The 25,618-nt window shown below is 66.1% G+C and carries 30 protein-coding genes; 17 read left to right on the top strand and 13 right to left on the bottom strand.

Annotated elements, in window-relative coordinates; all coding sequences use genetic code 11:
- Positions 1-45: 45 nt before the first annotated feature.
- From ACFO0A_RS07025 to ACFO0A_RS07035, 3 genes are read right to left on the bottom strand one after another with little or no spacing between them, the layout of a single operon-like run.
- Positions 46-378, bottom strand: coding sequence for a 2Fe-2S iron-sulfur cluster-binding protein (locus ACFO0A_RS07025; RefSeq protein ID WP_379538300.1), 333 nt, complete (start codon positions 376-378; stop codon positions 46-48).
- A gap of 17 nt (positions 379-395) precedes the next feature.
- Positions 396-1,484 (bottom strand): cysteine desulfurase family protein, encoded by a 1,089-nt coding sequence (locus ACFO0A_RS07030; RefSeq protein WP_379538301.1) that lies wholly within the window; start codon positions 1,482-1,484, stop codon positions 396-398.
- Positions 1,481-2,554: a cysteine desulfurase family protein gene (locus ACFO0A_RS07035; RefSeq protein WP_379538302.1), complete on the bottom strand. Its 1,074-nt coding sequence runs from the start codon at positions 2,552-2,554 to the stop codon at positions 1,481-1,483. Before ACFO0A_RS07035 ends, ACFO0A_RS07030 begins: the two co-directional genes overlap by 4 nt.
- A 132-nt stretch (positions 2,555-2,686) precedes the next feature.
- Here ACFO0A_RS07035 and ACFO0A_RS07040 point away from each other — a divergent pair, with 132 nt between their 5' ends.
- Entirely contained in the window at positions 2,687-3,376 is a 690-nt protein-coding gene (locus tag ACFO0A_RS07040) for an alpha/beta hydrolase (RefSeq protein WP_379538468.1), read from the top strand.
- A gap of 6 nt (positions 3,377-3,382) precedes the next feature.
- On the opposite strand, the gene ACFO0A_RS07045 is transcribed toward ACFO0A_RS07040, so the two are convergent.
- Together ACFO0A_RS07045 and ACFO0A_RS07050 are read right to left on the bottom strand one after the other, a co-directional pair.
- On the bottom strand, positions 3,383-3,580 hold the full coding sequence (locus ACFO0A_RS07045) for a hypothetical protein (RefSeq protein WP_379538303.1): 198 nt from the start codon (positions 3,578-3,580) through the stop codon (positions 3,383-3,385).
- A 59-nt stretch (positions 3,581-3,639) separates the two neighbouring features.
- Positions 3,640-4,179 carry a DUF937 domain-containing protein gene (locus ACFO0A_RS07050; protein ID WP_379538304.1) on the bottom strand — a complete coding sequence of 180 codons (540 nt, stop codon included), beginning with the start codon at positions 4,177-4,179 and terminating at the stop codon, positions 3,640-3,642.
- Between the two features lie 175 nt (positions 4,180-4,354).
- On the opposite strand from ACFO0A_RS07050, the gene ACFO0A_RS07055 reads away from it, so the two are divergent.
- Positions 4,355-4,756 carry a DUF3597 domain-containing protein gene (locus ACFO0A_RS07055; RefSeq protein ID WP_379538305.1) on the top strand — a complete coding sequence of 134 codons (402 nt, stop codon included), beginning with the start codon at positions 4,355-4,357 and terminating at the stop codon, positions 4,754-4,756.
- A 1-nt stretch (position 4,757) separates the two neighbouring features.
- Here ACFO0A_RS07055 and ACFO0A_RS07060 read toward each other — a convergent pair whose 3' ends face one another.
- The gene (locus tag ACFO0A_RS07060) at positions 4,758-5,684 is read right to left on the bottom strand and encodes a class II glutamine amidotransferase (protein WP_379538306.1); all 927 of its coding nucleotides are present in this window, start codon (positions 5,682-5,684) and stop codon (positions 4,758-4,760) included.
- Positions 5,684-6,667 (bottom strand): cyclic nucleotide-binding domain-containing protein, encoded by a 984-nt coding sequence (locus ACFO0A_RS07065; protein ID WP_379538307.1) that lies wholly within the window; start codon positions 6,665-6,667, stop codon positions 5,684-5,686. The genes ACFO0A_RS07060 and ACFO0A_RS07065 overlap by 1 nt, the downstream gene beginning before the upstream one ends.
- Before the next feature lie 111 nt (positions 6,668-6,778).
- Between ACFO0A_RS07065 and ACFO0A_RS07070 the strand changes: the two genes are divergently transcribed.
- Positions 6,779-8,635 carry a DUF885 domain-containing protein gene (locus tag ACFO0A_RS07070; protein ID WP_379538308.1) on the top strand — a complete coding sequence of 619 codons (1,857 nt, stop codon included), beginning with the start codon at positions 6,779-6,781 and terminating at the stop codon, positions 8,633-8,635.
- 108 nt (positions 8,636-8,743) lie between these two features.
- On the opposite strand, the gene ACFO0A_RS07075 is transcribed toward ACFO0A_RS07070, so the two are convergent.
- Positions 8,744-10,357, bottom strand: coding sequence for a phosphoenolpyruvate carboxykinase (locus ACFO0A_RS07075; RefSeq protein WP_379538309.1), 1,614 nt, complete (start codon positions 10,355-10,357; stop codon positions 8,744-8,746).
- A gap of 193 nt (positions 10,358-10,550) precedes the next feature.
- On the opposite strand from ACFO0A_RS07075, the gene ACFO0A_RS07080 reads away from it, so the two are divergent.
- The 8 genes from ACFO0A_RS07080 (at position 10,551) to ACFO0A_RS07115 (ending at position 16,392) form a co-directional block, all read left to right on the top strand.
- Positions 10,551-11,291 carry a response regulator gene (locus ACFO0A_RS07080; RefSeq protein ID WP_379538310.1) on the top strand — a complete coding sequence of 247 codons (741 nt, stop codon included), beginning with the start codon at positions 10,551-10,553 and terminating at the stop codon, positions 11,289-11,291.
- Positions 11,292-11,316: 25 nt separating this feature from the next.
- Complete coding sequence (locus ACFO0A_RS07085) at positions 11,317-12,867, top strand: sensor histidine kinase (RefSeq protein ID WP_379538311.1); 1,551 nt, start codon at positions 11,317-11,319, stop codon at positions 12,865-12,867.
- Entirely contained in the window at positions 12,864-13,286 is a 423-nt protein-coding gene (locus tag ACFO0A_RS07090) for an HPr kinase/phosphorylase (RefSeq protein ID WP_379538312.1), read from the top strand. The genes ACFO0A_RS07085 and ACFO0A_RS07090 overlap by 4 nt, the downstream gene beginning before the upstream one ends.
- A gap of 48 nt (positions 13,287-13,334) precedes the next feature.
- Positions 13,335-14,270, top strand: coding sequence for an RNase adapter RapZ (rapZ, locus tag ACFO0A_RS07095; protein WP_379538313.1), 936 nt, complete (start codon positions 13,335-13,337; stop codon positions 14,268-14,270).
- 121 nt (positions 14,271-14,391) lie between these two features.
- The gene (locus tag ACFO0A_RS07100) at positions 14,392-14,796 is read left to right on the top strand and encodes a PTS sugar transporter subunit IIA (protein WP_379538314.1); all 405 of its coding nucleotides are present in this window, start codon (positions 14,392-14,394) and stop codon (positions 14,794-14,796) included.
- Complete coding sequence (locus tag ACFO0A_RS07105; RefSeq protein WP_379538315.1) at positions 14,789-15,085, top strand: HPr family phosphocarrier protein; 297 nt, start codon at positions 14,789-14,791, stop codon at positions 15,083-15,085. The genes ACFO0A_RS07100 and ACFO0A_RS07105 overlap by 8 nt, the downstream gene beginning before the upstream one ends.
- A 4-nt stretch (positions 15,086-15,089) precedes the next feature.
- Positions 15,090-15,923 carry a TrmH family RNA methyltransferase gene (locus ACFO0A_RS07110; RefSeq protein WP_379538469.1) on the top strand — a complete coding sequence of 278 codons (834 nt, stop codon included), beginning with the start codon at positions 15,090-15,092 and terminating at the stop codon, positions 15,921-15,923.
- A 40-nt stretch (positions 15,924-15,963) separates the two neighbouring features.
- Entirely contained in the window at positions 15,964-16,392 is a 429-nt protein-coding gene (locus ACFO0A_RS07115; protein WP_379538316.1) for an META domain-containing protein, read from the top strand.
- Positions 16,393-16,395: 3 nt separating this feature from the next.
- Here ACFO0A_RS07115 and ACFO0A_RS07120 read toward each other — a convergent pair whose 3' ends face one another.
- The 4 genes from ACFO0A_RS07120 to recR all read right to left on the bottom strand — a co-directional run bounded on the left by ACFO0A_RS07120 (position 16,396) and on the right by recR (position 19,949).
- Positions 16,396-17,034, bottom strand: a complete 639-nt coding sequence (locus ACFO0A_RS07120; RefSeq protein ID WP_379538317.1) for a hypothetical protein — start codon at positions 17,032-17,034, stop codon at positions 16,396-16,398.
- Positions 17,035-17,271: 237 nt separating this feature from the next.
- Complete coding sequence (locus tag ACFO0A_RS07125) at positions 17,272-18,654, bottom strand: DNA recombination protein RmuC (protein ID WP_379538318.1); 1,383 nt, start codon at positions 18,652-18,654, stop codon at positions 17,272-17,274.
- Between the two features lie 67 nt (positions 18,655-18,721).
- A complete protein-coding gene (def, locus tag ACFO0A_RS07130) occupies positions 18,722-19,291 on the bottom strand; it encodes a peptide deformylase (protein ID WP_379538319.1) in 570 nt (189 codons plus the stop codon).
- A 61-nt stretch (positions 19,292-19,352) separates the two neighbouring features.
- Positions 19,353-19,949 (bottom strand): recombination mediator RecR, encoded by a 597-nt coding sequence (gene recR, locus ACFO0A_RS07135; protein WP_379538320.1) that lies wholly within the window; start codon positions 19,947-19,949, stop codon positions 19,353-19,355.
- 50 nt (positions 19,950-19,999) lie between these two features.
- Here recR and fmt point away from each other — a divergent pair, with 50 nt between their 5' ends.
- From fmt to ACFO0A_RS07150, 3 genes are read left to right on the top strand one after another with little or no spacing between them, the layout of a single operon-like run.
- On the top strand, positions 20,000-20,905 hold the full coding sequence (gene fmt / locus ACFO0A_RS07140) for a methionyl-tRNA formyltransferase (protein WP_379538321.1): 906 nt from the start codon (positions 20,000-20,002) through the stop codon (positions 20,903-20,905).
- Positions 20,902-21,654: a tRNA pseudouridine(38-40) synthase TruA gene (truA, locus tag ACFO0A_RS07145; RefSeq protein WP_379538322.1), complete on the top strand. Its 753-nt coding sequence runs from the start codon at positions 20,902-20,904 to the stop codon at positions 21,652-21,654. Before fmt ends, truA begins: the two co-directional genes overlap by 4 nt.
- Positions 21,651-22,760, top strand: a complete 1,110-nt coding sequence (locus ACFO0A_RS07150; RefSeq protein WP_379538323.1) for a zinc-binding dehydrogenase — start codon at positions 21,651-21,653, stop codon at positions 22,758-22,760. Before truA ends, ACFO0A_RS07150 begins: the two co-directional genes overlap by 4 nt.
- A gap of 45 nt (positions 22,761-22,805) precedes the next feature.
- On the opposite strand, the gene cobS is transcribed toward ACFO0A_RS07150, so the two are convergent.
- Complete coding sequence (gene cobS / locus ACFO0A_RS07155; RefSeq protein WP_379538324.1) at positions 22,806-23,798, bottom strand: cobaltochelatase subunit CobS; 993 nt, start codon at positions 23,796-23,798, stop codon at positions 22,806-22,808.
- Between the two features lie 53 nt (positions 23,799-23,851).
- On the opposite strand from cobS, the gene ACFO0A_RS07160 reads away from it, so the two are divergent.
- The 3 genes from ACFO0A_RS07160 (at position 23,852) to ACFO0A_RS07170 (ending at position 25,617) form a co-directional block, all read left to right on the top strand.
- Positions 23,852-24,529 carry a glutathione S-transferase family protein gene (locus ACFO0A_RS07160; protein ID WP_379538325.1) on the top strand — a complete coding sequence of 226 codons (678 nt, stop codon included), beginning with the start codon at positions 23,852-23,854 and terminating at the stop codon, positions 24,527-24,529.
- Between the two features lie 90 nt (positions 24,530-24,619).
- Positions 24,620-25,267 (top strand): TetR/AcrR family transcriptional regulator, encoded by a 648-nt coding sequence (locus tag ACFO0A_RS07165; RefSeq protein ID WP_379538326.1) that lies wholly within the window; start codon positions 24,620-24,622, stop codon positions 25,265-25,267.
- Positions 25,264-25,617 carry a DUF1428 domain-containing protein gene (locus ACFO0A_RS07170; protein ID WP_379538327.1) on the top strand — a complete coding sequence of 118 codons (354 nt, stop codon included), beginning with the start codon at positions 25,264-25,266 and terminating at the stop codon, positions 25,615-25,617. The genes ACFO0A_RS07165 and ACFO0A_RS07170 overlap by 4 nt, the downstream gene beginning before the upstream one ends.
- The last annotated feature ends 1 nt before the right edge of the window (position 25,618 follow it).

Genomic DNA, 25,618 nt, shown 5'->3' on the forward strand with positions numbered 1-25,618 from the left:
TGTAGCATCCAGCAGCGCGCTCATTTGCGCCGTATCGTCGCAGGATCACCCGCGCTGCATGTCCCGCGCCTCGTCGGGAATGCGCACTTCCAGACCGTCGAGCGACTGGTCGAGGACGATCTGACACGAGAGTCGGCTGGTCCGGGTCACTCCGGCGGCGAGGTCCAGCATGTCTTCCTCGTCATCCACGGCGGCAGGCAGGCGTTCGAACCACGCGGGGTCAACAATCACGTGGCAGGTCGAGCAGGCCATCTGGCCCTCGCACGTGCCTTCGAGCGGCATGCCCGCATTCTGCGCAACCTCGAGCAACGACGCGCCGGGCTCTGCTTCCGCCACGACCTTCTCGTCCTTGGGCATGACGAAAGTGACCTTAACCACGCACTAGTCCCCCTGGTTCAACATTGCTCGAACGCCGCTGCGTTGATCGCGGCAGCAGCCTCTTCAATCTCCCCTTCCGTGGTATAACGTCCGAAACCGAGCCGGATCGAGCCCTTGGCCTCTTCCGCGGGAAGTCCGAGTGCGCGCAGCACGTGGCTCGGACGGCCCGAACCGCTGGCGCAGGCCGAACCTGCCGAGAAAGCGACCTCGCGAACATCAGCGATCAGGCGCGCCGCGTCCAGCCCTTCACGCCGGATGTTGAGATTGCCGTGCCAGCGCTGCGTTTCCGAGCCATTCAGCGTCCAATCCTCGAACACACTGCGCACAACGGTCCAAAGGCGTTCGATGTGGGCGGCATCATCCTCCCGGCGCTGCATCATCAACGTCGCTGCGGCACCGAACCCGGCGCACAGCGCGGGACTCAGCGTGCCCGATCGAAGCCCCTGCTCCTGTCCGCCGCCGTGGATCATCGGGGAAAGCTCCACACCGTCCCGCACCCACAGCGCGCCGATTCCCTTCGGACCGTGGAGCTTGTGAGCGGATATCGCGACGAGATCGGCTCCATCGGGTGCCGCGAACTTGCCTGCCCCCTGCACCGCATCGCATAGGAACAGCGCACCCGCGCCGTGCGCGGCCTCGGCCAACTGATCGACCGGCTGAACGGTCCCGATCTCGTTGTTCACCTGCATTACGCAGACGAGCCGGACATTTGCCGGAAGAGCGGCGGCCGGGCTCACCAGGCCTTCCTCATTCACCGGCAGGACCGTCAGCGGCGCGCCGGTCGCCCGGGCGGTATCGAGGACGGCGGCGTGTTCGATCGCGGAAACCGCGACTGAGCGACCGTCTCCTGCCCTCGCGCTGCCCATGATCGCGAGATTGAGCGCCTCTGTCGCGCCCCCCGTGAATACCACGCGCCCTCCAGGCGGGAACAGCCCGGCCACGCGCTCGCGCGCCGCTTCGACCGCGGCCGCCGCGGCGCGGCCCGGACGATGCGGGCTGTGGGGATTGGCGAAGCCGGCACCGCCGGGACCGTCCAGCCACGGGAGCATCGCTTCGCGTGCCTCGGGCGCGAGGGGGGTGGTCGCCTGGTAATCGAGATAGATCATGCCGCGGCGCGAACCGCGCGGCTAATCGCAGCCCAAGCATCGCCAAAGCGCGCCACGTCGGCCATCGTCGTCTCCCGCCCCAGGCTGACGCGGATCACCTCTCCAGCCTCGCGCGCGTCGAGGTTCATCGCGGCAAGCACATGGCTCGTACGGAGCGATCCCGACGAACAGGCGCTCCCTGCGGAGACCGCGATCCCGGCCGCGTCGAAGCGGATAAGTTGCGACGCAGCCATGACGTTCGGCATCCGGTAGGCGCCAATCGTCGCAAGGCGCGGTGAACTTTGCGCGATGACCTCTCCGCCCTCTTCGACGATCCGCTGCTCCAGCACCGCGCGAAGGCTCTCCACGCCGGCAAGCCATTCGTCGCCCGCCTCGATCGCGGCGGCCATTCCCATCGCGCCGGGCAGGTTCTCCGTTCCGGCACGATATCCGCGTTCCTGGCCGCCTCGCGCGTTCAGCAGAGCGAAATCGCGCACCAGCAGCGCACCTGTTCCGATCGGCCCACCGAACTTGTGCGCCGAAAGCGCGATCAGGTCAGCAGGAGGTAGCGCAAGCTTGCCGCCGCCCTGCGCGCAATCGGCAAGGAGCATGCCGCCATGCCTTGTGACCAATGCAGCAACTTCGTCCAGCAGCTGGATCACCCCGGTCTCGTTGCCCACCTGCTGCACCGCCACCAGCGGGCGCTGGCCTGCTTCGGCGAGCATCCGGTCGAGTGCGGTGAGGTCGACAAGTCCGTCACGACCGACGGGAATGACCGAGGCTTCGGAACCTGCGGGCCGCTGCACCGCCTCGTGCTCGACCGCCGAGACAAGGATGTTGCCGGCCTTGGCCGTGCCCAGCGCCAACGCCAGCGCCTCGGTCGCGCCGCTGGTGAAGATCAAGGCGCCGTCCCACTCCAGCGCCGCGCAAATCCTTTCGCGCGCAAGCTCCAGCGCCGCGCGCGCCGCCCGCCCAGCACGGTGGGGGCTCGACGGATTGGCCCAGTGCGCGAACCCTTCCTCAAGCGCCGCGCGCGCTTCGGGCAGAAGCGGAGCGGTAGCGGCATGGTCGAGATAAAGGGGCGGCAGCAAGTCCAGGTCTTTCCTAATTCCAAGCGAGACGACTTGTCAGGCCTGTTCAAGTTGCTTTCACGAGCTTCGTTTCTATATAGCCCCCCGACCCTTCGATAGGGAAAAGCAACATTCACCGTGCAGCCGCGCCTCATGGCGCGCCGGCCGAGCAGTTCAGGTGCGCCCATGCCCGCAGTCATCTTTCCCGGTCCCGAGGGCCGTCTCGAAGGCCGTTTCCAGCCCGCCTCGCGTCCCCGCGCGCCGGTGGCGATGATCCTGCACCCGCACCCCCAGGGCGGCGGGACCATGAACGACCGGATCGTCCAGGCCCTCTACAAGACCTTCGTAAACCGCGGCTTCGCCACGCTTCGCTTCAATTTCAGGGGAGTCGGCCGCAGCCAGGGCAGCTTCGACAACGGGATTGGCGAACTGTCCGACGCGGCCGCCGCGCTCGACTGGGTGCAGTCCATCCATCCGGAGGCGCAGACGACCTGGATCGCGGGCTTCAGCTTCGGTGCCCTTATCGGCATGCAGCTGCTGATGCGCCGTCCCGAGATCCGCGGCTTCATTTCAGTGGCGCCGCCCGCCAACATGTACGACTTTTCCTTCCTCGCCCCGTGTCCTGCATCGGGCATCATGGTTCAGGGCGCGGCCGACACGGTGGTCGCCCCGATCGCGGTGCAGAAGCTGGTCGACAAGCTGCGCACGCAAAAGCACATCACAATCCATCACGACGAGATTCCGCGCGCGAATCACTTCTTCGAGCATGAACTCGACGACATGATGCACTCGGTCGACAACTATCTCGACATGCGCCTCGCGCCGGATTCGCCGATCAAGTAACCGCCGCTATTGCGGCAGTTGTGAAAGAGGCGCGGTGCCCGAGGCATCGGGCAGGGTCCAGATTGCCACGTTGGCAAGCATGATCGCGGCAAGCAGCATCATGAGCAGCGGTCGGCGGCGCTCTCCCGTGCGGCGCCACAGCACCACCGCGCCGGCGACCAGCGCAATGGAGCTGAGCATCAGGGCCGAGAGAACGAAGTTCATCCACCGGCGCTAGCTACGGCAGATGATCTCCGCAAGACGGGACGACGGCGGCCGATCTCTCAGAGCTTGCTGCCGAGCATCCCGCCGAGCACCGAGCCAAGCCCGCCACCCATGCCGCCGCCAGCGCGGCCGCCGGCAAGACCGCCGATGATCGAGCCCAGCACTCCGCCAAGGCCGCCAGAACCGCCCTCGCGGGATCGGTTCGACAGATAGCCACCAACCAGCATGGCAAGTATGGGAAGCATCTTCTTGAGGATAGCGGGGTCCAACCCCGCGGCAGGAGCCGCTTCGCCCGCCACTTGGCGGCTTACCGCCTTCGATCCGAATATGTGACCCAGGATTTTGTTGCCCTTGTCGACCTCCGTCGGTCCAGGCGAAGTGACATTCGCAGCCAGATTGCCGCCGCCAAGTTGGCCCAATACGTCCTCCAGGCCGCCGCCGCCGCTTGCAGCGTCGGGCTGCGCACGCTGGCCGAATCCATGAAGAATCGAAGGAAGCAGAGCGCCTGCGCCACGCTCGGCTTCCTGCGGGGTGATGCCGAGCTGGTTGGCCATCGCCTCGATGCCGCCGCTTCCCTGGAGGATGTCGGAAATGTTCATGGGGCTGCTCCTTCTCCATCTTCGCGCAGCGGGAAAAGCTGCCCGGTTCGCCCTCTACAACGCATTGGCCAGACTTTGGCACCGCGCGGCGCGACATTCTTGATCCCGCGCGGAACATTCGCGCGCACGGAGCGCTTGATAGGGCAATCAACACTCGCGGCAGGAGAGCCCTCCCATGAATATCTTCAGCAAGATCAAGGACGCCATCTTCGGTCATAAGGCACAGGCCGCGACACCCGCACAATCGGCGCCGACGACCGGTGCTGCGCCGACTGGTTCAACCCCGACGCCGGCCACAACCCAGGCTGCATCGGTCGCGGTCAGCGACGTCGATGTGGAGCACAACCTCGAACAGATGGCGCAGGGCAAGTACCTGAACTGGCGCTCGTCAATCGTCGACCTGATGAAGCTGGTGGGGATCGACTCCAGTCTCGAGAACCGAAAGGAGCTTGCGCAGGAACTGGGTTACACCGGGGCGCTCGACGGCAGCGCCGAAATGAACATCTGGCTGCATAAGGCCACGATGAAGGAACTGGCGGCGAACGGCGGCAAGGTGCCCGCCGAGATGCTGGACTAGGTCAGATTTCGAGCGCGTGGATTTCGGCGCGGCGGAACATTCCGTCGCGCCGGACCAGCAACGCACTGTATTCAGGCACCTCGAGCCAGGTGGCAAAGTCGCGCGTCAGCGGCTCCGATGCCACGATGATGCTGTCCGCATCGGCCGCGCTTCCGCTCAGCCCCCACTCCTCGCCGTGCGGGCCGTCGTGAAGGCCGTAGTCACGGCCGAACGAGTACCACATGCTGAGATATTCCGTCGTTCCCTGAAGTTGGCGCTCGTCGAACCGCCCGAAATCGAATGTATATCGCACCGCCACCATGTTGATGCCGTCGCAGAATATCAGGTTCGAGGATGACGACCGCTCGATCCCGTGACGCGCGCGCACCTCGCGGATCACGCTCAGGGCTTGGCGCACTGCGGCCAGGATCGCCTCGGGCGGATTGATCGCGAACGGGTCCTCGAGCGCCGAGAGGGTCAGGGCGTAGATCCACTCACTGTCGGTCGAGCCCTGGATATGTCCGCCGATGCGCGGGTCGAGATAGGGGGCGAGATCGAAGCGCATCGTCCGAAACGAGGCGAGATCGCCGTTGTGCGCCATCGCCAGCGGGACCCGGTCGAACTTGAACGGATGGACGTTCTGCTCGTTGATCTGGACCGTCGAATTGTAGGGCACGCCGCGGATGTGAGCGAGCATTGCCTGCGCCTTCACCTTGTTGGCGAGGACCTTCAGGTTGCGGTCGAACACGCCGACCTGAGTAGTGCGATAGACGTGGGGGCTGGCCGCGATGTGGCTCGCCGGGTCCCATGCCGCCATGCCGAAACCAGCCAGGTTCAGCATGTGCAGCATTTGGGCGTCGAGCGTCTGGTTCAGCAGCGATGAATCCGGCGAATAGAGGAGATCGTCGATTACCACGGGCGTTCCGAGGTAGCTGAGCAGGCGGCACATCAGGCGACATTCCCCGCACGATTGAACCACCCCAGCGCCAGCGCACGCCCGAGGTGGCGATTGGCCCGGCGCTGGTCGCGCACGAGCTGCCGTCCTGCCGCTTCCATCGCCGCGCGGGCAAGGCCGCTGCGGTCGGTTCGCCATTCATGGAATTGCGCCGCACCGATCCGCAGCAGGCGGGACGGCTCAGCCGCCGACAGCGAGAGCGGATAGGGCTGGTCCGCGAAAACAGGGGTGAGGCCCGCGAAATCGCCCGGAGCATGGATCATGACCTGCTCCAGCCCATCGGCGCGGGGCAGCCCGGCACGGACCGCTCCGCGCTGGACAAGAAATATTCCGTCCGGCGCGGCCTCAGCCGGCGCGAGAAGCACCCCCCGCGCGACGTCAACCGCCTCGCCCTCTGCCAGCAGTCTCGCCGCGTCATCGAGCGCCAGCCCAGAAAACGCGCTGAGCGTGGTGACCAGCGCGGCGGCGACGGGCTGGGCCGCCCCCTCGGGCGTCTTGCTGTCGGCTGGAAAGGCCCGCAATTCGCATCGCGCCGCGCCGCTGCCCTCGCCGATCCGGTGGAGCGTCGCCAGCGTCCGCCGCGCCGTGAGCACCCGCAAGGCATCGAGCAGCTTGATCGCGGCGGGGCGTCCTTCAGTTACCATCGCCAGGAAGTGGTCGCGGCCCAGGACAAGGCCGCTGCTGTCCGCGAGGGCGGAGACGCTGGCCGAGCGCGGGCCCGGGTCGAGCAGCGCGAACTCCCCGACCGCCTCACCCGGCTCGATCCTGCTCACGCTTGCAGCCGGATCGCCCGGGATGCGCGTGGCAATCTCCAGCTCTCCGCGTTCGAGCAGGTAGAGGCATGTCGGCGGATCACCCTGGCGAAAGATCCGCTCACCCTGCGTGGCCGCGAACGGGATCGCCGCCAGCCGCAACTCGGCCCGCTCGTCTTCGTCGAGGGCAGCGAGAAGCGGCATCGCGTCGAGAAAATCGGCCATCGTCCCCAGCCCCCTGCCAATTCCACGCCTGATCCTTGGCCAGACTAGCGCATCCACAGCGATTGGCGAGGCGGTTTGACAGCGCCCGCCCGAACGAACAATCTGCGCGCGATGACAAAGACTTCCAGTGCGCTGACCCGCCGCGAAACCCTGCTGGCGCTCGGCGCCGGAACCGCATTCCTCGCATTGCCTCGCTGTTCGGCCCGGCTGGCGACGGCCGCTGCGCCGCAACCACGCAATGGAGGTAGCGACGCCGCGGCGCTGCTCGACGAAATGGCGTGGAATCTTCTGGCCCACGATCCCGAGCAGGCGACATCCAAAGGCGTGGACACGGGCGTTCACGCCGGCCTGCGGAGCAAGCTTGCCGACCGGAGCCAAGCGGGGCGGGAAGCGCTTGCCGCGACCCTGCGCCGCGACCTGGCACGCTTGAGCGCTCTCGACCCGGCGCCTCTCGACCCCGTTGCGCGCACAACCGCCGAAGTCGTGACCAGCGCGTACCGGACCGCGCTTGACGGGTTCGCGCTTCCTTATGGCGATGTCGCGGTAGGTGGCTGGCGCAACACCCCTTATCCGGTGATCCAGAACGTCGGCGAATACCTTGACGCGCCCAACCTTCTCGATGCCGATCACCCGGTCCGCGATGCCACCGGTGCCGAAGCGTATCTTTCCCGGCTCGCTGCGATCCCGCATAACCTCGACGGCGAGACTGACCGTATCCGCAGCGCCAGGGCGATGGGTCTGGTTCCGCCCTCCTTCCTGCTCGACCGCACGATAGCGCAGCTGTCCCAGAGCATCGCCGATGCCCGCGGCGGCGGCGCACTGGTCGCATCGCTGACCCGACGGACAACGACTATCCCCGGCAACTGGGATGCACGCGCCCGTGCGATCGTGACCAGCCAGGTAGTCCCTGCTCTCGAACGGCAACTCACCGAAATCCGTGCGGAACGCGCGGTTGCGACCGACGTCGCCGGAATGTGGTCGAGGCCGCATGGCGACGAGTTCTATTCCTGGGCACTGCGCGCCGACACGACCACCCGCCGCACCGCGGACGAGATCCACGCGCTCGGCCGCGAGGAGCTTGCAGCGCTTCAGGCGAAGATGGACCCGATCCTGCGCGGTCTTGGCTTCACCACCGGGACGGTGGGCGAACGCATGGCGGCGCTGGGCAAGGATCCGCGCTTCAAGTTCCCGGCAAGCGACGCCGGTCGGGCCCAGATCGTGGCGCTGATGCAGCAGAAGCTGGATTATATCCGTACCCGCCTGCCCGTTGCCTTCCGCACTCTCGTTCGCGGCAATCTCGAGATTCGGCGCATCGCACCGGCCGAAGAAGCGGGCGCGCCCGGTGCCTATGGCGGGCCGGGTTCGATCGACGGAAAGATCCCGGGCAAGATCTGGATCAATCTTGGAGATACTGACCGCCACTCGAAGTTCAGCCTGCCCACGCTCGCTTTCCACGAGGGCATCCCAGGTCATGTCTGGCAGGGCGAATACGCCAACAAGCTGCCGCTTATCCGCTCGCTACTGGGCTTCAGCGCCTACACCGAAGGCTGGGCGCTCTATGCCGAGACCCTGGGCGACGAATTGGGCGCCTACGAAGGCGACCCGGTGGGCCAGCTCGGCTACCTCCAGTCGATCGCGTTCCGGGCCTGCCGGATGGTGGTCGACACCGGCTTGCACGCCAAGCGCTGGACCCGCGCCCAGGCTATCGAATGGTTCTCGACCACCAACGGCTCCGGACTGAGCGAAGTGACCCCCGAGGTCGACCGCTATTGCAGTTGGCCGGGCCAAGCCTGCGCCTACAAGATGGGACACAGCGAAATCCTGCGCCAGCGGGAGCGCGCCAAGCTTGCCTTGGGCGCGCGGTACGACTTGCGCGATTTCGACCAGGCGGTGGTCGACGGCGGAAACGTTCCGCTCGACGTCCTGGCGCACAACGTGAATCGCTACATCGCTTCCGCGCGCGGCTAAGGGATCGCGCCCGGCCAAAGTGCGATATGCGCTAGGGCAATAGCCACGCAGGCACTGCCGGATGCAATGGCGAACCACTTCACAGTGGCCGCCATCGGCGGCGCGACGTCAGGCGGCTACGGGATTAGCCGGTGCGGCCTGGCGAACGCCTTCGTCGACATGGTCGGCGAACTGCGCGAAGTTGTCGATGAACTGGCGCACCAGCGTCTCGGCCGTGCGATCGTACTCGGCCTTGTCGGCCCAAGCCTCGCGCGGGTTTAGGATCTTGCTGTCGACGCCTGCCACGGCAACGGGCACCTCGAAGCCGAAATTGGGGTCCTTGCGGAATTCGACCTGGTTGAGGCTGCCGTCGAGCGCCGCGTTGAGAAGGGCGCGGGTCGCCTTGATCGGCATGCGGCTGATGCCAGGCATCGTCGCCTTGCCGCCAGTCCAGCCGGTGTTGACCAGCCAGCAGGTCACCGCGCCCTTGGCGATCCGCTCCTTCAGCAGGTTGCCGTACACGCTGGGGTGGCGCGGCATGAAGGGCGCGCCGAAGCACGTGCTGAACGTGGCCTCCGGCTCGGTCACGCCGATCTCGGTGCCCGCGACGCGCGCGGTGTAACCCGAGAGGAAGTGATACATCGCCTGGTCCGGGGTCAGCCGCGCGATCGGCGGCAACACGCCGTAGGCATCCGCGGTCAGCATGATGATGTTCGCCGGCACCGGGCCGAGGTTGTCCTTCGACGCGTTCGGAATGAAGTCGATCGGATAGGAGCCGCGGCTGTTTTCGGCGAGGCTGGCATCGTCGAAATCGAGCTGGCGCGTTTCGGGGTCCATCACCACGTTCTCGAGCACCGTGCCGAAGCGCTTCGTGGTCGCGAAAATCTCGGGCTCCGCCTCGGGCGAAAGACGGATCATCTTGGCGTAGCAGCCGCCCTCGAAATTGAAGACGGCAGTATCCGACCAGCCGTGCTCGTCGTCGCCGATCAGGGTGCGGCTGGCGTCGGCCGATAGCGTGGTCTTGCCCGTGCCCGAAAGCCCGAAGAACACCGCGGTCTTGCCGTCCGGCCCGATGTTGGCCGAGCAGTGCATCGGCATGACGCCCTGCGCGGGCAGCAGGAAGTTGAGGATGCCGAAAACGCTCTTCTTCATTTCGCCGGCATAAGCGGTGCCGCCGATGAGAATAAGCTTCTCGGTGAAGTTGACCGCGATGACCGTTTCGCTGCGCGTGCCGTGCCGTGACGGGTCGGCGCGGAAGCTGGGCAGGTCGATAATGGTGTATTCCGGCGCGAACCCGGCAAGCTCGGTCTCGGTCGGGCGGACCAGCAGCGTGCGGATGAACAGGTTATGCCAGGCCAGTTCGTTGATGACGCGCACGTTGACGCGATATTCGGGCTGCGATCCGCCGAACAGGTCGGCGACATAAAGGGTCTTCTTTTCACCCAGGGTCTTGAAGAAATCCTCCTTGAGCGTCGCGAACTGCTCGGGAGTCATCGGGACGTTGGTCTTGCCCCACCAGACCGTATCCTCGGTCGTCGCGTCCTTGACGATGAACTTGTCCTTGGCCGAACGTCCGGTGTGCTTGCCGGTCTTCACCACCAGCGGGCCATCGGCCGCCAGGCTGCCCTCGCCGTTGCGGACGGCATCCTCGACCAGCGCCGCAGTGCCCAGATTGGCCTTGATCGCTGCGGACGTTTCGATGCCCTGTTTGTCCAGGGTGACGTTCAGTTCGGTGCCGGACAACGAAACTCTCCTGATGCATTGGCGGGCGGCTTGAACGCATTGCCTGCGCCACCGCATCACCGCCGTCGAGATTGCGTGATTCTCGATGGCGCATAGTCGCTGCCTCGTGCCTCGTCAAATGACGCATCCGCCGCAAAAAACTGCGCTGCACTGCGGTATGGAGCGCGCCTCGTCAGACGCCTCGGGAGCCGCTATGACCCCGCCGATGGCAGACGAGGCACCTCGAACGATCGCGCTGGTCGACGACGACCGCAACATCCTCACCTCGGTCGCCATCGCGCTGCAGGCCGAGGGTTTCGTGACGCGCGTTTACAGCGACGGCGAATCCGCCTTGCCGGCGCTCGTCTCCAATCCGCCCGATCTCGGGGTCTTCGACATCAAGATGCCCCGGATGGACGGTCTCGAATTGCTGCGCCGCCTGCGCGAAACGAGCCAGCTTCCGGTCATCTTCCTGACCAGCAAGGACGACGAGGTCGACGAAGCACTCGGGCTGGCCGCCGGGGCCGACGACTACATCGCCAAGCCCTTCAGTCAGCGCCTGCTTATCGCCCGGATAAGGGCGATCCTCCGCCGCACCGATATTGCGCGCGGGGACGCAGCGGGCAGCGAAGCCGATGCCTCGGCACTACCCGAGCCGCTTGTCAGAGGAAGGCTCGAGATCGATTCGGCCCGCCATCACGTGCGGTGGGCGGGCAAGCCGGTATCGCTGACGGTGACCGAACTTCTCATCCTCGAGGCGCTGGCCCAGCGGCCCGGGGTCATCAAGACCCGCAACCAGCTGATGGATGCTGCCTATCAAGATGACGTGTTCGTGGACGACCGGACGATCGACAGCCACATCAAGCGGTTGAGGCGCAAGTTCCGCGCGGTCGATTCCGAATTCGCGGCGATCGATACCCTCTACGGCGCCGGCTATAGCTTTGCCGACGACTGAGCGTGCCATTGCCGCCGCCGAGCGCGTGGAACGGCAAGGAGATGCCGGCGGCAAGCTGTTCTGGACGCGCCGGGTATCGCTCACCGCGCGGATCCTCGCGGTCAACGTCATTGCCCTGGCGCTTATGGCGGGAAGCCTGTTCTATCTCGACTCGCTGCGCAAACAGCTCATCGAGGAACGGTTCAAGCTGGCGCGCAGCGAGGTGGAAATCACCGCCGACGCGCTCGCGGAGACGAGCGGCGACGAACGCCGTGCGCTGATCGCGCGCGTGGGGACCGAGCAGAAGCTCCGCCTGCGCCTTTACGATGCAAAGGGCGCGCTGTTGATCGACAGCTTTGCGATCGCCGACCCCGCCTTTGCCTTCGTCGATCCGGCGACCGAGCCATGGTATCAGGATGTCGCCCGCGGGCTGGATCGCGGGGTGGATTTCCTGGTCACGGCACCCAAGATACCCCGCTACCGAGAACCGGCCGTAGCCGGAGCCGCCGCCTGGCCCGAAATTGCCGCCGCGCGCGCTTCCTCCGCCAGCGAAGTGCGCCTGCGCTATGCCCCGGACCGGACCCCGGTCATCAACGCCGCCAGCCCGGTCGGCGCGCGTGGCGAGATGCTGCTGGCCACGCGCAATGCACGCGACATCACGCAGGACATCCGCGATGCCCGGCAGACGCTGGCGATCGTGGTGGCGGTGGCGCTGATCCTGTCGGTCCAGCTTTCGCTGTTCCTTGCCCGCACGATCGTCCAGCCGTTACGCGCGCTGGTTCGCGCGGCGGTGCGGGTGCGGCTAGGGCGCGAGCGGCAGGTCGTAGTGCCTCGCCTGCCAGAGCGCGGCGACGAGATCGGCATGCTCGCCCGCGCCTTTTCCGACATGACCGGGGCTCTGCGCCAACGGATCGACGCGGTCGAAAGCTTTGCCGCCGACGTCGCTCACGAGTTGAAGAACCCCCTCGCCTCGCTGCGCAGCGCGCTCGAGGCGCTCGACAAGGTCGAGGACCCCGATCTGCGGTCAAAGCTTTCCGGCATCGCCGCGCACGATGTTCGGCGGATCGACCGTCTGATCACCGAGATCGCGGATGCCAGCAGGATCGACGCCGAACTGAGCCGTGCCAGCTTCGAACGCATCGACCTTGCCCTGCTTGCCGCACGCCTTGTCCAGGACCGCGATAGCCGGGCGCCGAGCGGCGCCGTGCGCTTCCGGTTCGATGGGCCGGGCGAAGCCGGTGCGATCGTGTCCGGCGACGCGGCGCGCCTGGAACGCGCTATCGAAAACCTGATCGATAATGCAGTATCGTTCTCGCCGCGGGGCGGACTGGTACGGGTCGCGCTGTCGGGTGATGGAGAGGTGGTCTCGCTGGTGGTCGAAGACGATGGCCCTGGCATCCCGGTCGAGGAGCGCGAGAAGGTGTTTGAACGGTTCCATTCCGTCCGCCCCGACAGCGAGGATTTCGGCGCACACAGCGGGCTGGGCTTGGCCATCGCGAGGACCATCGTATCGGCCCACGACGGCCGCCTGACGATTCACGACCGCCCCGACGGCGGGCGCGGCGCGTGCCTTGTGGCCGAGTTTCCCGCGGCATGAGCGCTTTCGCGCATCAGGCGACGTGTGTCGCCGTCGGCGGTCGCGGCCTGCTTATCGAGGGCGCGCCCGGCAGCGGCAAGTCGAGCCTGGCGATCGCGATGATCGACCGTGGGGCGATGCTGGTCGGCGACGATGGGGTGATGCTCGAACCCGCCGCCGGCGGGCTGGTCGCGTCGGCGCATCCGCACACCGCGGGCAAGCTTGAAATCCGCAACGTGGGCATCGTTGAGCTGCCGTTTTCCCCTCCGGTCCCGGTCGCGCTGTTGGTCAGGCTCGACCTCGCTGCTCCGCGCTTCCTGGAAGGCCCCGACGAACACGAGATCGCCGGCTGCGTTCTTCCTCGGATCGTCCTTTGGCCCGACAGTCCCGTCCTGGCCCTGCGCGCCGAATGGGCGCTTCGGCTCTACGGAATCCGGTGATTTGCGGCGCGCGGCCCTTTCCTTGGCCCCACGGCGGGCGCAAACCCGATGACCATGTCGAGCGATTCGCCCGAGGCCGCGCATCCGCAGCGCATACTCCTGGTCACCGGCCTGCTTGGCGCGGGCAAGACCACCGCGCTCAAGATGCTCGAGGACCTGGGCTGGGAAACGATCGACAACTTCCCCGTGCGCCTGCTCGGCCAATTGCTGGAAAGGAAGTCGGGCACCGCTGGCGAGGAGCCGGCACCACTAGCCATCGGGTTCGACAGCCGGACCCGCGGCTTCGACCCGAGGCGGATCATCGCCAGGGTCAAGCAGCTGTCGCAGCGCGGCGATCTCAACATCACTACGCTGTTCCTCGATTGCTCGGGCGCCGAGCTTGCCCGCCGGTACAACGAAACGCGCCGCCGCCATCCGCTGGCGCAGGACAAGCCAGCGACCGCCGGCATCGCGGCGGAGCGCGAACTGCTCGACCCGTTGCGGCGCTGGGCCGACGCGGTGATCTCCACAACCGACTATTCAACCAATCAGCTTCAGCAGGCGATCCGCGAGCGGTTCTCCGACGTCGCCGACGCCGGCACGACCGTGACGATCAGCAGTTTTGGTTTCGCGCGCGGCACGCCTCCGCTTGCCGATCTCGTGTTCGACGTCCGCTTCCTCGACAATCCGCACTGGGTCGACGACCTGCGCCCCCTGACCGGCCAGGATCCCGCGATAGCAGCGTTCATCCGCAAGGATCCGGCCTTCCGCGAGGCTTTCGAGCGGATCCGCGACCTTCTCATTCTCGTGCTTGGCCGCTACGCCGCTCAGGGCCGCGCCTATGTGAACGTGGCAATCGGATGCACCGGAGGAAGGCACCGCTCGGTGTTCTTCGCCGAGGAAATCGCGAAGGCCTTGCGCGAGGCGGGGTTTTCTCCCACATTGCTGCACCGCAACCTGGCGTCCAGATCAGCCGATCTGCTCGAGGATGCGCAAGCGACATGAGCGCAGGATTCCTCGAAATATACTGTTTTCAGAACGAAATGCGTCTGTCGTCGCCACGTCCGGTTCAGTCCCCGGGCGCTATCATGGCGATTACCCGCGAATCGGAGCTTACGTAATTCAGATGATTGGTCTGATCCTGGTTACCCACGGCCACCTGGCCGAGGAATTCATCAATGCGATGGAGCATGTCGTCGGCCACCAGCCGGCGGTCGCAGCCGTGTCGATCGGCCCGAACGACGACATGGAAAAACGCCGCAAGGAAATCGCTAGCGCAATCCGCCGCGTCGATTCTGGCGACGGCGTGATCATCCTGACCGACCTTTTCGGCGGTACGCCGTCGAACCTCGCTATCTCGCTGATGCAGGCCGGTCGGGTCGAGGTGATCGCCGGAATCAACCTGCCCATGCTGATCCGGCTGGCCGGGGCGCGCAAGTGCATGGGCGTGCACCAGGCGGCCTGTGCCGCGCGCGACGCCGGACGCCAGTATATTACCGTGGCATCGGAATTCCTCGGCCAGGATGCCTGACGAGACGGCCCTCGCCGAGATGCGCGAAAGCGTAGCTATCTCCAACAAGCGGGGGCTTCACGCGCGCGCCAGCGCCAAGTTCGTAAACGCGGTCGCAAAGTTGCCCGAAAACTGCCTCGTGCGCGTGGCCAAGGATGGGTCAGAGGCGGCCGGTGGCAGCATCCTCGGCCTGATGATGCTGGGTGCGGCCAAGGGCGACACAATCGAGATCATCGTTTCCGGCGAGAACGCGATAGCCGTGCTGACCAAGCTTGTCGGCCTGGTCAAGGACGGCTTCGGCGAGGACTGAGCCGCTGTCCGACGAAGTTCCCGCCAGAGGTGGCGCGCGCCGCGCGATCACCGGCTATTCCAATCCCACCGTCAAGTTCGCCCGCTCGCTGCGCGAGAAGAAGCACCGCAAGCGCGAGGGGCGGTTCCTTGCCGAAGGCCTACGCCTGCTGACCGACGCGCGGGAATCGGGTTATCTTCCCGAACTTCTCCTGATGGCAGAAGGGCGCGAGCCCCACGATCTCCTCACCTTGCTCGAGGGCGATGTGCTGGCGGCGGGCGGCGACGTAGTAACGCTTCCCGTCGACGTGCTGGCCAAGATCACGGGCAAGGAAAACCCGCAGTCGGTCGCCGGCGTTTACGCGGAGATCGGGCGTTCACTGGGCGATCCCGATCGCGCCGCCGCGCCGCTCTTTCTGGTTGCCCAGGCACTGCGCGATCCGGGAAATCTGGGCACGATGCTGCGCACCGCCGACGCGGTTGGCGCTGGCGGTCTGATCCTGATCGACGATTGCGCTGATCCATTCTCGGTCGAGGCCGTGCGCGCCAGCATGGGCGCGGTCTTCACGGTTCCGCTTGTCCAGACGGCATGGGTTCCCTTCATCGCCTGGCTGCGTTCGGGACCGGGGCAACTGGTGGCCGCATCGCTACGCGAACCGCACGACTATCGCGCCGCGCCTTACGCCGCGCCCTGCTTCCTGCTGGTCGGCAACGAGTCGCGCGGACTGCCCGAATCTTACGAGGCGGCCTGCGATCTGCGCGTCAAGATTCCGATGCACGGGCGCGCCGACAGCCTCAACGCGGCGGTCGCGGCAGCCGTACTTGCATACGAGGCGCTTGCCCACCTGCAGCCCGGCTGACCGCCGCGTTCAGCGGTCGATCAGATCGCCGGGCCTAGCCATGGCGATCATGCCGCTCTCGCCAAAATCCGCACTTTCAGCGCTGATGTGGTGCGCCGCGCTCCTTGGCGGGTGCAGCGCACAGACTTCCGGCAGTGCGGGACTGGGCGGAAGCAACTGGCGGATCGCGCAGATCGATGGGAGCGTACCAGCCGTCCCTGCGCGCGCAACGCTCAACTTCGCCGACCGTCAGGTAAACGCCAGCATCGGCTGCAACCGCCTGGGCGGTGATTACCGCATCGAAGCCGGGCGGCTCATCGCCGGCCCGCTGGTCCAAACCGAAATGTATTGCGGCGATCCCCTCGCCACTCAGGAACGTGCGCTTTCCGCGCTGCTGGTCGGCGCGCCGGCATTGCGCCTCGCTGGAGGGACGCTCGTCCTGCAGTCGAGCGGGCACAGCGCCCGGTTCGAACGCATTCCGAATCGCTGAGCGTCAATCCCCCGCGACGAAGGCTGTGATTTGCCAGCCCTGCGCACCGCGGTCCGCGACCAGCCGGTAATCGAGAACCGAGCGCAGGTCCTTGCGGGCCACATAACCCGTCGCCCCGTCCCCCGCGACCTTCACGAAGATGTCCTTTGCGCTAGACGGCGGATTTACCGCGATCAGGTTCCAGTCAAGGCGCCGCATGACCTTTGCTTCCGGTTCGGCGCTTTTGCGCACGGCGACCGCCGGTCCTGTCGCCAGCATCGTCACCCCGGGATCGATATCATCTGGCACGCGCGAGAAGATCCACGGCAAGGTCGCGATGCCTCCGTCCGCCGCGCAACCGAGGGGCACGATCCCCGCCAGACTGTCCCACAAGCCCGGCGACGAAGTCAGGCGTTTGCCGAGCTCCTCGCGCCCGGCACCGCCACCAAAGTCCAGCCGCACGTCGGTGGCAAAGAGCGGCAAGAGGGCAGCCACATCGCGGGCGCGGATCGCTGAGAAAAGCTTGTCGCGAAATGCCGGAAACTCGGGGAGTGCTGCACATTCGTCGCGAGGGCGATAGGACTTTGCAGGAAGCATCGGCGCTGGTGCGGGAGGTTCAGGCGTGCCGGTCGACAGCACAGGTTCCGGCCGGACCTCGGCCACCGGCTGGAGCGGACTTTCAAGTTGCTCTTGCCTGGGCGCGGCAGTCTCGAGCGCAGCAGGTCGGGCGTCGAGGGTCAATCTCGCGGCTGGCTCTGCGGTGGGCGCGGGTTTGCCGCACGCAGCCAGCAACGCGCAGGCCAATGCAACACCTGGCCGCAATTCCAACATTGCCGGTGCACCCCAAGTCGCCAGCCGCCTAGACTACCTCAATGAGCGGACACGAGGGGAGTTCCGCATTCAGGAGGCTTCTCCTCCGTGCCGAGGCGCGGATTCTATTAGCGGGACGTCGTCGATCTCGCGCTTGCCGATCTCGATGCCCTTGTCGCGCAAGCGCCGGCCGGCGGTAAGGACGTTGCGCTCGAAGCTGCCTACGAACTTGTTGTAGTTGTTGACGGCGCTGTCGAGCCCCGAGCCGACTCGCTTGAGATGGTCGGCGGCGGTCGCCAGCCGGTCGTAAAGTTCAGTCCCCGCCTTGCCGATCTCTACCGCCTCGCGTGCGATCGTGTCCTGCTTCCAGACCATGGCCACGGTGCGAGCGATGGCGACAAGATTGGTGGGCGTCGCCAGCAAGACGCGATTGCGAAAGGCGAAGTCCCACAATTCCGGATCATGCTCGAGCGCAGCGGCGACGAAATGCTCGCCCGGCACGAACATCACCACATAGTCCGGGGATTCTTCAAACTGGCTCTGGTAGCTTTTCGCGCCCAGCGTCTGGACGTGGTTGCGCATCGAACGCGCGTGCAGGTCCAGATGGAGCTTGCGCTGCGCCTCGTCGGTCGCCTCGAATGCCGCCTGGTAGGCGTTTAGCGAAACCTTCGCGTCGATCACCAGGATCTTCTGACCCGGCACCCGCACGATCGCATCGGGGCGCAACCTGCCGTCTTCGCCCGCCACCGAATGTTCGAGATGGAAGTCGGTGTGTTCGCTCAGGCCCGATTGCTCGAGCACGTTCTGCAATGCGCGCTCGCCCCAACGGCCCCGCGCTTTGGGCGCGTTGGTGAGCGAGTTGCCGAGTCGCTGCGCCTCGGCACGGATAGCTTCTTGCCCGGCGCGCATTCCCTCGATCAGCCCGGTCAGTTGCCCGAACGAGTCCACCCGCTTGGCTTCGAGCGCGGCAACCTGCTCCTCGTAGGTCTTGAGCCGCTCTCCCACCGGGGCGAGCAGCGCCTTGATCCGCTCTTCGTTCTTGCCCTCGCTTTCGGCGAAGCGGTCCTGCGCGCGCTTGAGAAAGGATTCCTGCGCGCCTTCGAGAACCTTTGCCCCGGCGAGCTCGAATTCCTTCTTCAACGCCTCGCGCGCCTCGACCAGCAGCTTCTCGCGCTCGGCGAAGTTGGCGGCGTCGGCCCGCAGCGCGGCGATCTCGGCCGAGAGACCCGCGTGCAAGCCACGCAGGTTCGCAAGCTCCTGTTCGAGAGGATCGACGCGCTTTGCCTGCTCGGTAGCCCCGGCCAGTTCGGTGATCGCACGGCGGAACTTCTCGTCCAGTTCGCGCGCCTCGGCATCGCGCGCGCCATGCCGGTCACGCCATTCCGCCACCGGACGCGATCCCATGAGCCAGCCGAGAAAGGCGCCCGCAGCGATCCCGGCAATAACGGCAACGACGATGACGAGAGAATCCATCGGCCGGAACATAGGCCGAACATCGAATTAGGAAAGCGCTTTTTGAATCGCTCCCCAGGCGCGGGGATTACGCCGCCTTGCGCAGCTTCTCGAGCTTCTTGAGCGCCATCTCGCGCTTGAGGCGGCTGAGGTGGTCGATGAACAGGATGCCTTCGAGATGGTCCATCTCGTGCTGCAGGCAGGTCGCCATCAGCCCGTCCATTTCCTGCTCGTGCTGCTTTCCGTCAAGATCCTGCCAGCGCGCGCGGATCGTCGCCGGGCGAGCGACTTCGGCGTAGATTTCGGGCACCGAGAGGCACCCTTCGCTGTAGGCCTTGAGCTCTTCCGACGGGTCGAGAATTTCGGGGTTGATGAAGACCTGGGGCTCGCGCTTCACCGGTTGATGAGTATGGGCCTCGCCGCCATGGGCGGTGCAAACCTCGGGCTCGGCGTCAGGATCGTCGGGCTGGAGGTCGATGACCAGCACACGCAGCGGAACGCCGACCTGGATCGCGGCGAGCCCGATGCCGGGGGCATCGTACATCGTCTCGAACATGTCGGCGACAAGGGTGCGCAGGTCCTCGTCGAACGCGGTGACAGGCGCGGAAACCTGTTTCAGGCGCGGATCGGGCACTTCAAGGATGGGGCGGATGGCCATGGGGGCCAGATAGGAAGAAACCTTCGCGCTATCAACCCGTCTCGCGGCGCGAATGCGCGGTTCAGCCAACCGGCCGGCGTGCGCGCAGCGCCTGCGCGAGGGTGCCTTCGTCGAGGTAGTCGAGCTCACCCCCGACCGGGAGCCCATGAGCGAGCTGGGTCAGGCGGACGGGCAGACCCTCGAGCCGTTCGGCGATGTAATGCGCGGTCGTCTGCCCTTCGAGCGTTGCGTTCATCGCCAGCACCACCTCGTCGATCCCGCCGGCGCGGACCCGCTCGATCAGCTTGCCGATCGCAAGATCCTCGGGCCGCACGCCGTCCAGCGCGGACAGGCGGCCGCCAAGAACATGGTAGCGCCCGGTGAACAGGCGTGAGCGATCGAGCGCCCACAGGTCCGCTACTTCCTCTACAACGCAAAGGCTGCGCGCGTCGCGCCGGGGATCGGCGCAAATCGAACAAGGATCGCGCGTATCGACGTTGCCGCAGGTCGAACATTCGACCAGCGCGCCGCGGACCGCCCCCAGCGCTTCGACAAGCTGGACGAGCGCGGTTTCGCGGCGCTTTATTAGCCACAATACGGCACGACGCGCCGAACGCGGCCCCAGCCCCGGCAGTCGCGCCAGCGCCGCGCTCAATGCCTCGATCTCTTGCGATGCCATGGCCCGGCAGATAGGGGCTTGGGCCCCGCTTAGGAAGCACCTGAACGATCATGCGCATCATCTTCATGGGCACGCCCGCATTCGCGGTGCCGACGCTGGTCGAGCTTGCAGACGGCGGCCACCGGGTGATCGCCGTCTACACCCAGCCGCCCCGCCGTGCCGGACGCGGCAAGCAGCTGCAGAAATCGCCCATCCACCTCGCCGCCGAGGTCCGGCACATTCCCGTCCATTGTCCTGCCTCGCTCAAGGGCACGGAAGAGCAGGCGGCCTTCGCCGCGCTCGATGCCGATATCGCGGTGGTCGCGGCCTATGGCCTTATCCTGCCCCGCCAGGTGCTGGATGCGCCAAGGCTGGGATGCCTCAATGTGCATGCCTCGCTGCTTCCGCGCTGGAGGGGGGCCGCGCCGATCCAGCGTGCCATCCTGGCCGGGGACGCGGTGACGGGGGTCACGATCATGCGGATGGAAGCGGGTCTCGATACCGGCCCGATGCTGGCGCGTGCCACTGTTCCGATAGACGGGAAGACCGCCGGAGCGCTGACCGACGAGCTGGCGAACCTCGGTGCCACGCTGATGGCCGGCGTACTTGCCGATTGGCCGGCACACCACGCGGTCACACAGCCTGAAGAGGGCGTTACCTATGCCGCCAAGATCGACAAGGCCGAGGCCCGGCTCGACTTTGCTCTTGGCGCCGAGGCGGTCGAGCGGCAGGTCCGCGCCTTCGCCCCTGCCCCCGGCGCCTTTTTCGAGCTTGGCCAGGAGCGATTTCGGGTCCTGGCCGCCAAGGTCGTGGACGAGTCCGGTAGCCCGGGAACGGTGCTGGATGGGGCGCTGACCATTGCCTGCGGGGCGAACGCGATACGACCGACGCTGATCCAGCGCGCGGGGCGCCCTGCGATGGACGCACCCTCGTTCCTGCGCGGCTTTGCGATCCCGCGCGGAACCATGCTCACTTGACCCGCTTCGCGCTTGCCCTGGAGTTCGACGGAAGCCCGTTCATGGGCTTTCAGCGCCAGGCCCACGGGCTCACCGTGCAGCAGGCGATCGAAGATGCACTGCAACGGATCACCGGCGAACAGGTCACGCTGCACGCGGCGGGCCGCACCGACGCCGGTGTCCACGCCCTGGCGATGCGCGCGCACTGCGATATCGAGCGCGCGATCACTCCCTTCCGGCTGATGGAGGCGGTGAACGCGCTGGTCAGGCCGCACCCGATCGCCGTGCTGAGCTGTGAAGAAGTGGCGGACGACTGGCACGCGCGGTTTTCCTGCGTAGGCCGGCGCTATCTCTACCGGATCGCTTGCCGCAGGGCGCCGCTCACGCTCGATGCACGTCGCGCCTGGCGGCTTTCTCCGCCGCTCGATGCCGAAGCGATGGCGGACGCGGCCTCGGTGCTGGTGGGGCGGCACGACTTCACCACCTTCCGGTCGGTCCACTGCCAGGCGCAAAGTCCCGTCAAGACGCTCGACAGCCTTGAGGTGACTTCGACGGACGGGGAAATCCACATTCGCGCGGCCGCGCGCAGCTTTCTGCATCACCAGGTCCGCTCGATGGTCGGCTGCCTTGCGCTGGTCGGCCGTGGCAAATGGAGCCGGTCCGATCTTTCGCTTGCGCTGGAAGCCCGCGACCGGTCTAAACTAGGTTTCAATGCGCCACCCGACGGCCTTTATTTCGTCAGGGCGGTCTATCCGGGAGAGATCGAATGACCACTGGCAAGCAACTGCTTTCCACCCTTGGCAGCGACGGCAACCTTACGGTGCACCTAGCCGATCAGGAGCTTCCCGCGCCGACCGGCCACGAAGTGCTGATCAGGGTCGAGGCCGCGCCGATCAACCCGTCCGACCTCGCCCTGCTGTTCGGCCCCGCCGACATGGAAGGCGCGCAATATAGCGAAGGCAAGGTCGTAGCGCCGATGCCCGAACCCGCCATGCGCGCGATGGCTGGCCGGGTTGGCGAAGCCATGCCCGTCGGCAACGAGGGCGCGGGTACTGTGATCGCCGCGGGCGACGCGCCCGAGGCGCAGGCCCTGATGGGCAAGCTCGTCACCGTCGTGCCTGGCGGCATGTACGCCCAGTACCGGATTGCCGATGCCCGCGCGTGCATGACCTTGCCCGACGACGTCACCGCCGAAGAAGGCGCTTCGGCGTTCGTGAACCCGCTGACCGCGCTGTCGTTCGTCGAGACGATGAAGCGCGAAGGGCACCATGCCATCGTTCATACCGCCGCCGCCTCAAACCTGGGGCAGATGCTGGTCCGCATCTGCAAGGAAGACAATGTTCCTCTGGTGAACATCGTTCGCAGTCCGGCGCAGGTGCAGTTGCTCAAGGACGCAGGGGCCGAGCATGTCGTCGACAGTTCGTCGGACACCTTCATGACCGATCTCGTCGCCGCCATCGCTGCGACGAAGGCCACGATCGGGTTCGATGCCATCGGCGGTGGCAAACTCGCCGGCCAGATCCTTGCGGCGATGGAAATTGTCGCCAACCAAGGCGCGGCCTACAGCCGCTACGGCTCGAACAGCGCGAAGCAGGTCTATATCTATGGCGGGCTCGACATGGGGCCAACCATCCTCAACCGCGCGTTCGGGCTGACATGGAGCCTCGGCGGCTGGCTGCTTACGCCCTTCCTCGCCAAGCTGGGAGAACAGGGGGCAGAACGTCTGCGCCAGCGCGTGCGCGATGGCTTGAAGACGACGTTCGCGAGCAATTACAAGGCAAAGGTACCGCTTTCGCAGATCCTGTCGAAGGAAGCGGTGGCGGAGTACAACGCCAAGCGCACCGGCGAGAAGTACCTGATCCTGCCCAACGCCTGATCAACGCGACAGTCACGCCGCGGCCGCGCCGGCCGCGGCGAACGTTTAGGCCTTGCCGACGACGCTTTCAGGCAGGTCGGTGCCGAAAACGCGCTGGTAGTATTCGGCCACCAGAACGCGCTCCGTCTCGTCGCACTTGTTGAGGAACGACAGGCGGAAGGCAAAGCCCGCGTCCTTGAAGATCGCGGTGTTCTGGGCCCAGGTGATGACGGTGCGAGGGCTCATCACGGTCGAGATGTCGCCGTTGATGAAACCCTGGCGGGTCAGGTCGGCGACCTTCACCATGTCGGCCACCATCTTTTCCGAAATGCCGCTCGACTTGGCGAGAACGATCTCGGTCTCGACCGCAGCGGGAAGGTAGTTGAGCCCGACGACGATGTTCCAGCGGTCCATCTGGCCCTGGTTGATCGCCTGGGTGCCATGATAGAGCCCGCTGGTATCGCCGAGACCGACCGTGTTGGCAGTGGCGAACAGGCGGAACCACGGGTTCGGCCGGATCACGCGGTTCTGGTCGAGCAAGGTGAGCTTGCCTTCGGTTTCCAGAACGCGCTGGATCACGAACATCACGTCCGGACGGCCCGCATCGTATTCGTCGAAGACCAGCGCGGTCGGCGTCTGCAGCGCCCACGGCAGCAGGCCCTCGCGAAACTCGGTTACCTGCAACCCGTCGCGCAACACGATCGCATCGCGGCCGATCAGGTCGATACGGCTGATATGCGCGTCGAGGTTGATGCGGATGCACGGCCAGTTGAGGCGCGCGGCGACCTGTTCGATGTGGGTCGACTTGCCCGTGCCATGATAGCCCTGGACCATTACGCGGCGGTTAAAGGCAAATCCGGCGAGGATCGCCAGTGTTGTGTCCGGGTCGAAGACATAGGCGCCGTCGAGGTCGGGCACGCGCTCGTCGGCTTCGCTGAACGCCGGAACTTCCATATCGACGTCGATGCCGAACAGCTCGCGCACCGAAACGGTCTTGTCTGGAGCCTCAAGCACTGTCTGCGCGCGGCTGTCGGGCTGGATGTTGGAAATGTCGCTCATCACCGGTTCGCCTATACGTGACGGCGCGGCGCTGCAATAAGCAAGGATGAGGGTTGCGCAGACAACCCGCCAGTTGGGAGAACGCCATGCAGATTTTCGGGTTTCCGCTCTCGCCGTTCGTGCGCAAGGTGCTCGTCGTGGCCGAGGAAAAAGGCCTTTCGGTCGAAAGCGTGCTGACCAATCCGGCAAATCCGTCGCCCGACTTTCTCGCGGCCAGCCCGATGCGCAAGATTCCGGCGCTGAAGGACGGCGACTACACCCTTGCCGATTCGACCGCGATCGCAACCTACATGGACGCGCTGCGCCCCGATCCGCCCTTGTTGCCGACCGATCCCAAACGGCGCGGCAAGGCCATCTGGTTCGAGGAATTCGCAGACACGCTCCTTGCCGCGGCGGGCGGCAAGATCATGTTCAATCGCTTCGTTTCGCCGCGCTTCCTCGGTCGCCCCGGCGACGAGGACGCTGCCCGGCAGGGCGAGGCCGACCTGGAACCGCTGCTGGACTATCTCGAGAGTGTCGCGCCGGCCGAAGGCTGGCTGACGGGTGACGAATTCGGCATCGCCGACATCGCCGCCGCGTCGATGCTGCGGACGCTCGCCTACGTCGATTGCGGGGTCGATGCCGAGCGCCGTCCAGCCACAGCCGCATGGTACGCCCGCGTGTGCGCGCGACCCGCATGGCAGGCGGTGGCGGCGCGCGAGGCTGCCGTGATGAAATCGGTGGCCGGCTAGTTCGCAAAGCTTCGGCTTGGCGAAAACGCGACCGATTGACCGAAACATACCGATTGGTATGTTTCGGTCATGGCGAGTCGTCAAACAGCCGTGAAATCTTCCCGTCCAGCACGTGGCGATGCGCGCGTCGCGCTGCTCGACGCGGCACTGAGCGAGGTTCGCCGTCAAGGGTGGGCGGGAACGAGCGTCGACCAGCTCTGCGCTGCCGCAGGGGTCACCAAGGGCGCCTTTTTCCATCATTTCGCCTCCAAGGAGGCACTGGGCATCGCAGCGGCAGGGCACTGGCGCGACGTCAGCGAAACGATGTTCGTCGATGCCGATTATCATCGGCATGACGATCCCCTCGATCGAGTATTCGGCTACCTCGACATGCGCGCCCGGCTGACCGGCGCGTCGCTCGATGCAATCACCTGCTTCGTCGGCACGGTGGTGCAAGAGGCTTTCGCGACGTCGGAGCTGCTGCGCGAAGCGTGCGGCGCGACCATCGACAGCCACGTTGCCATGCTGACCCCCGACTTGGCGGCCGCGATCGAGCGGCACGGCTGCAAAGTTCCGGCGACGGCCGAGGGCCTCGCTGCCCATACCCAAGCGGTGCTTCAGGGCAGCTTCGTGCTGGCCAAGGCGGCGGGGCATTCGGGTCCCGTGAAGGACGGCGTCGCCCATTTGCGGGACTACTTCGCCCTGGTCTTCGGCATCGACCCTCCCTCCCCCCAGGCAAGCGCAGGAGAAAAGCCATGAGCTACATAGACGGTTTCGTGATCCCGGTCTCCAGCGGCGACAAGGCGCGCTTCATCGAACATGCCCGGCGCATGGACCAGATCTTCATCGACAAGGGCGCGCTGCGCGTGATCGAGGCATGGGGCGATGACGTTCCCGCCGGCAAGGTCACCGACTTTGCCCGCGCGGTCCAGGCAAGCGATGGCGAGACGGTGGCGTTCTCGTGGATCGAATGGCCTGACAAGGCCACGCGCGACACGGTGATGGCCGAGCTGGAGAACGATCCGGCGCTCATGGCGGAGCCCATGCCGTTCGACGGCAAACGCATGATCTTCGGCGGGTTCGTGCCCGTCGTCGCACTGGAGAGGTAGC

This window comes from Novosphingobium tardum, from assembly GCF_042652045.1.
In the GTDB taxonomy this organism is placed as follows: domain Bacteria; phylum Pseudomonadota; class Alphaproteobacteria; order Sphingomonadales; family Sphingomonadaceae; genus Novosphingobium; species Novosphingobium tardum.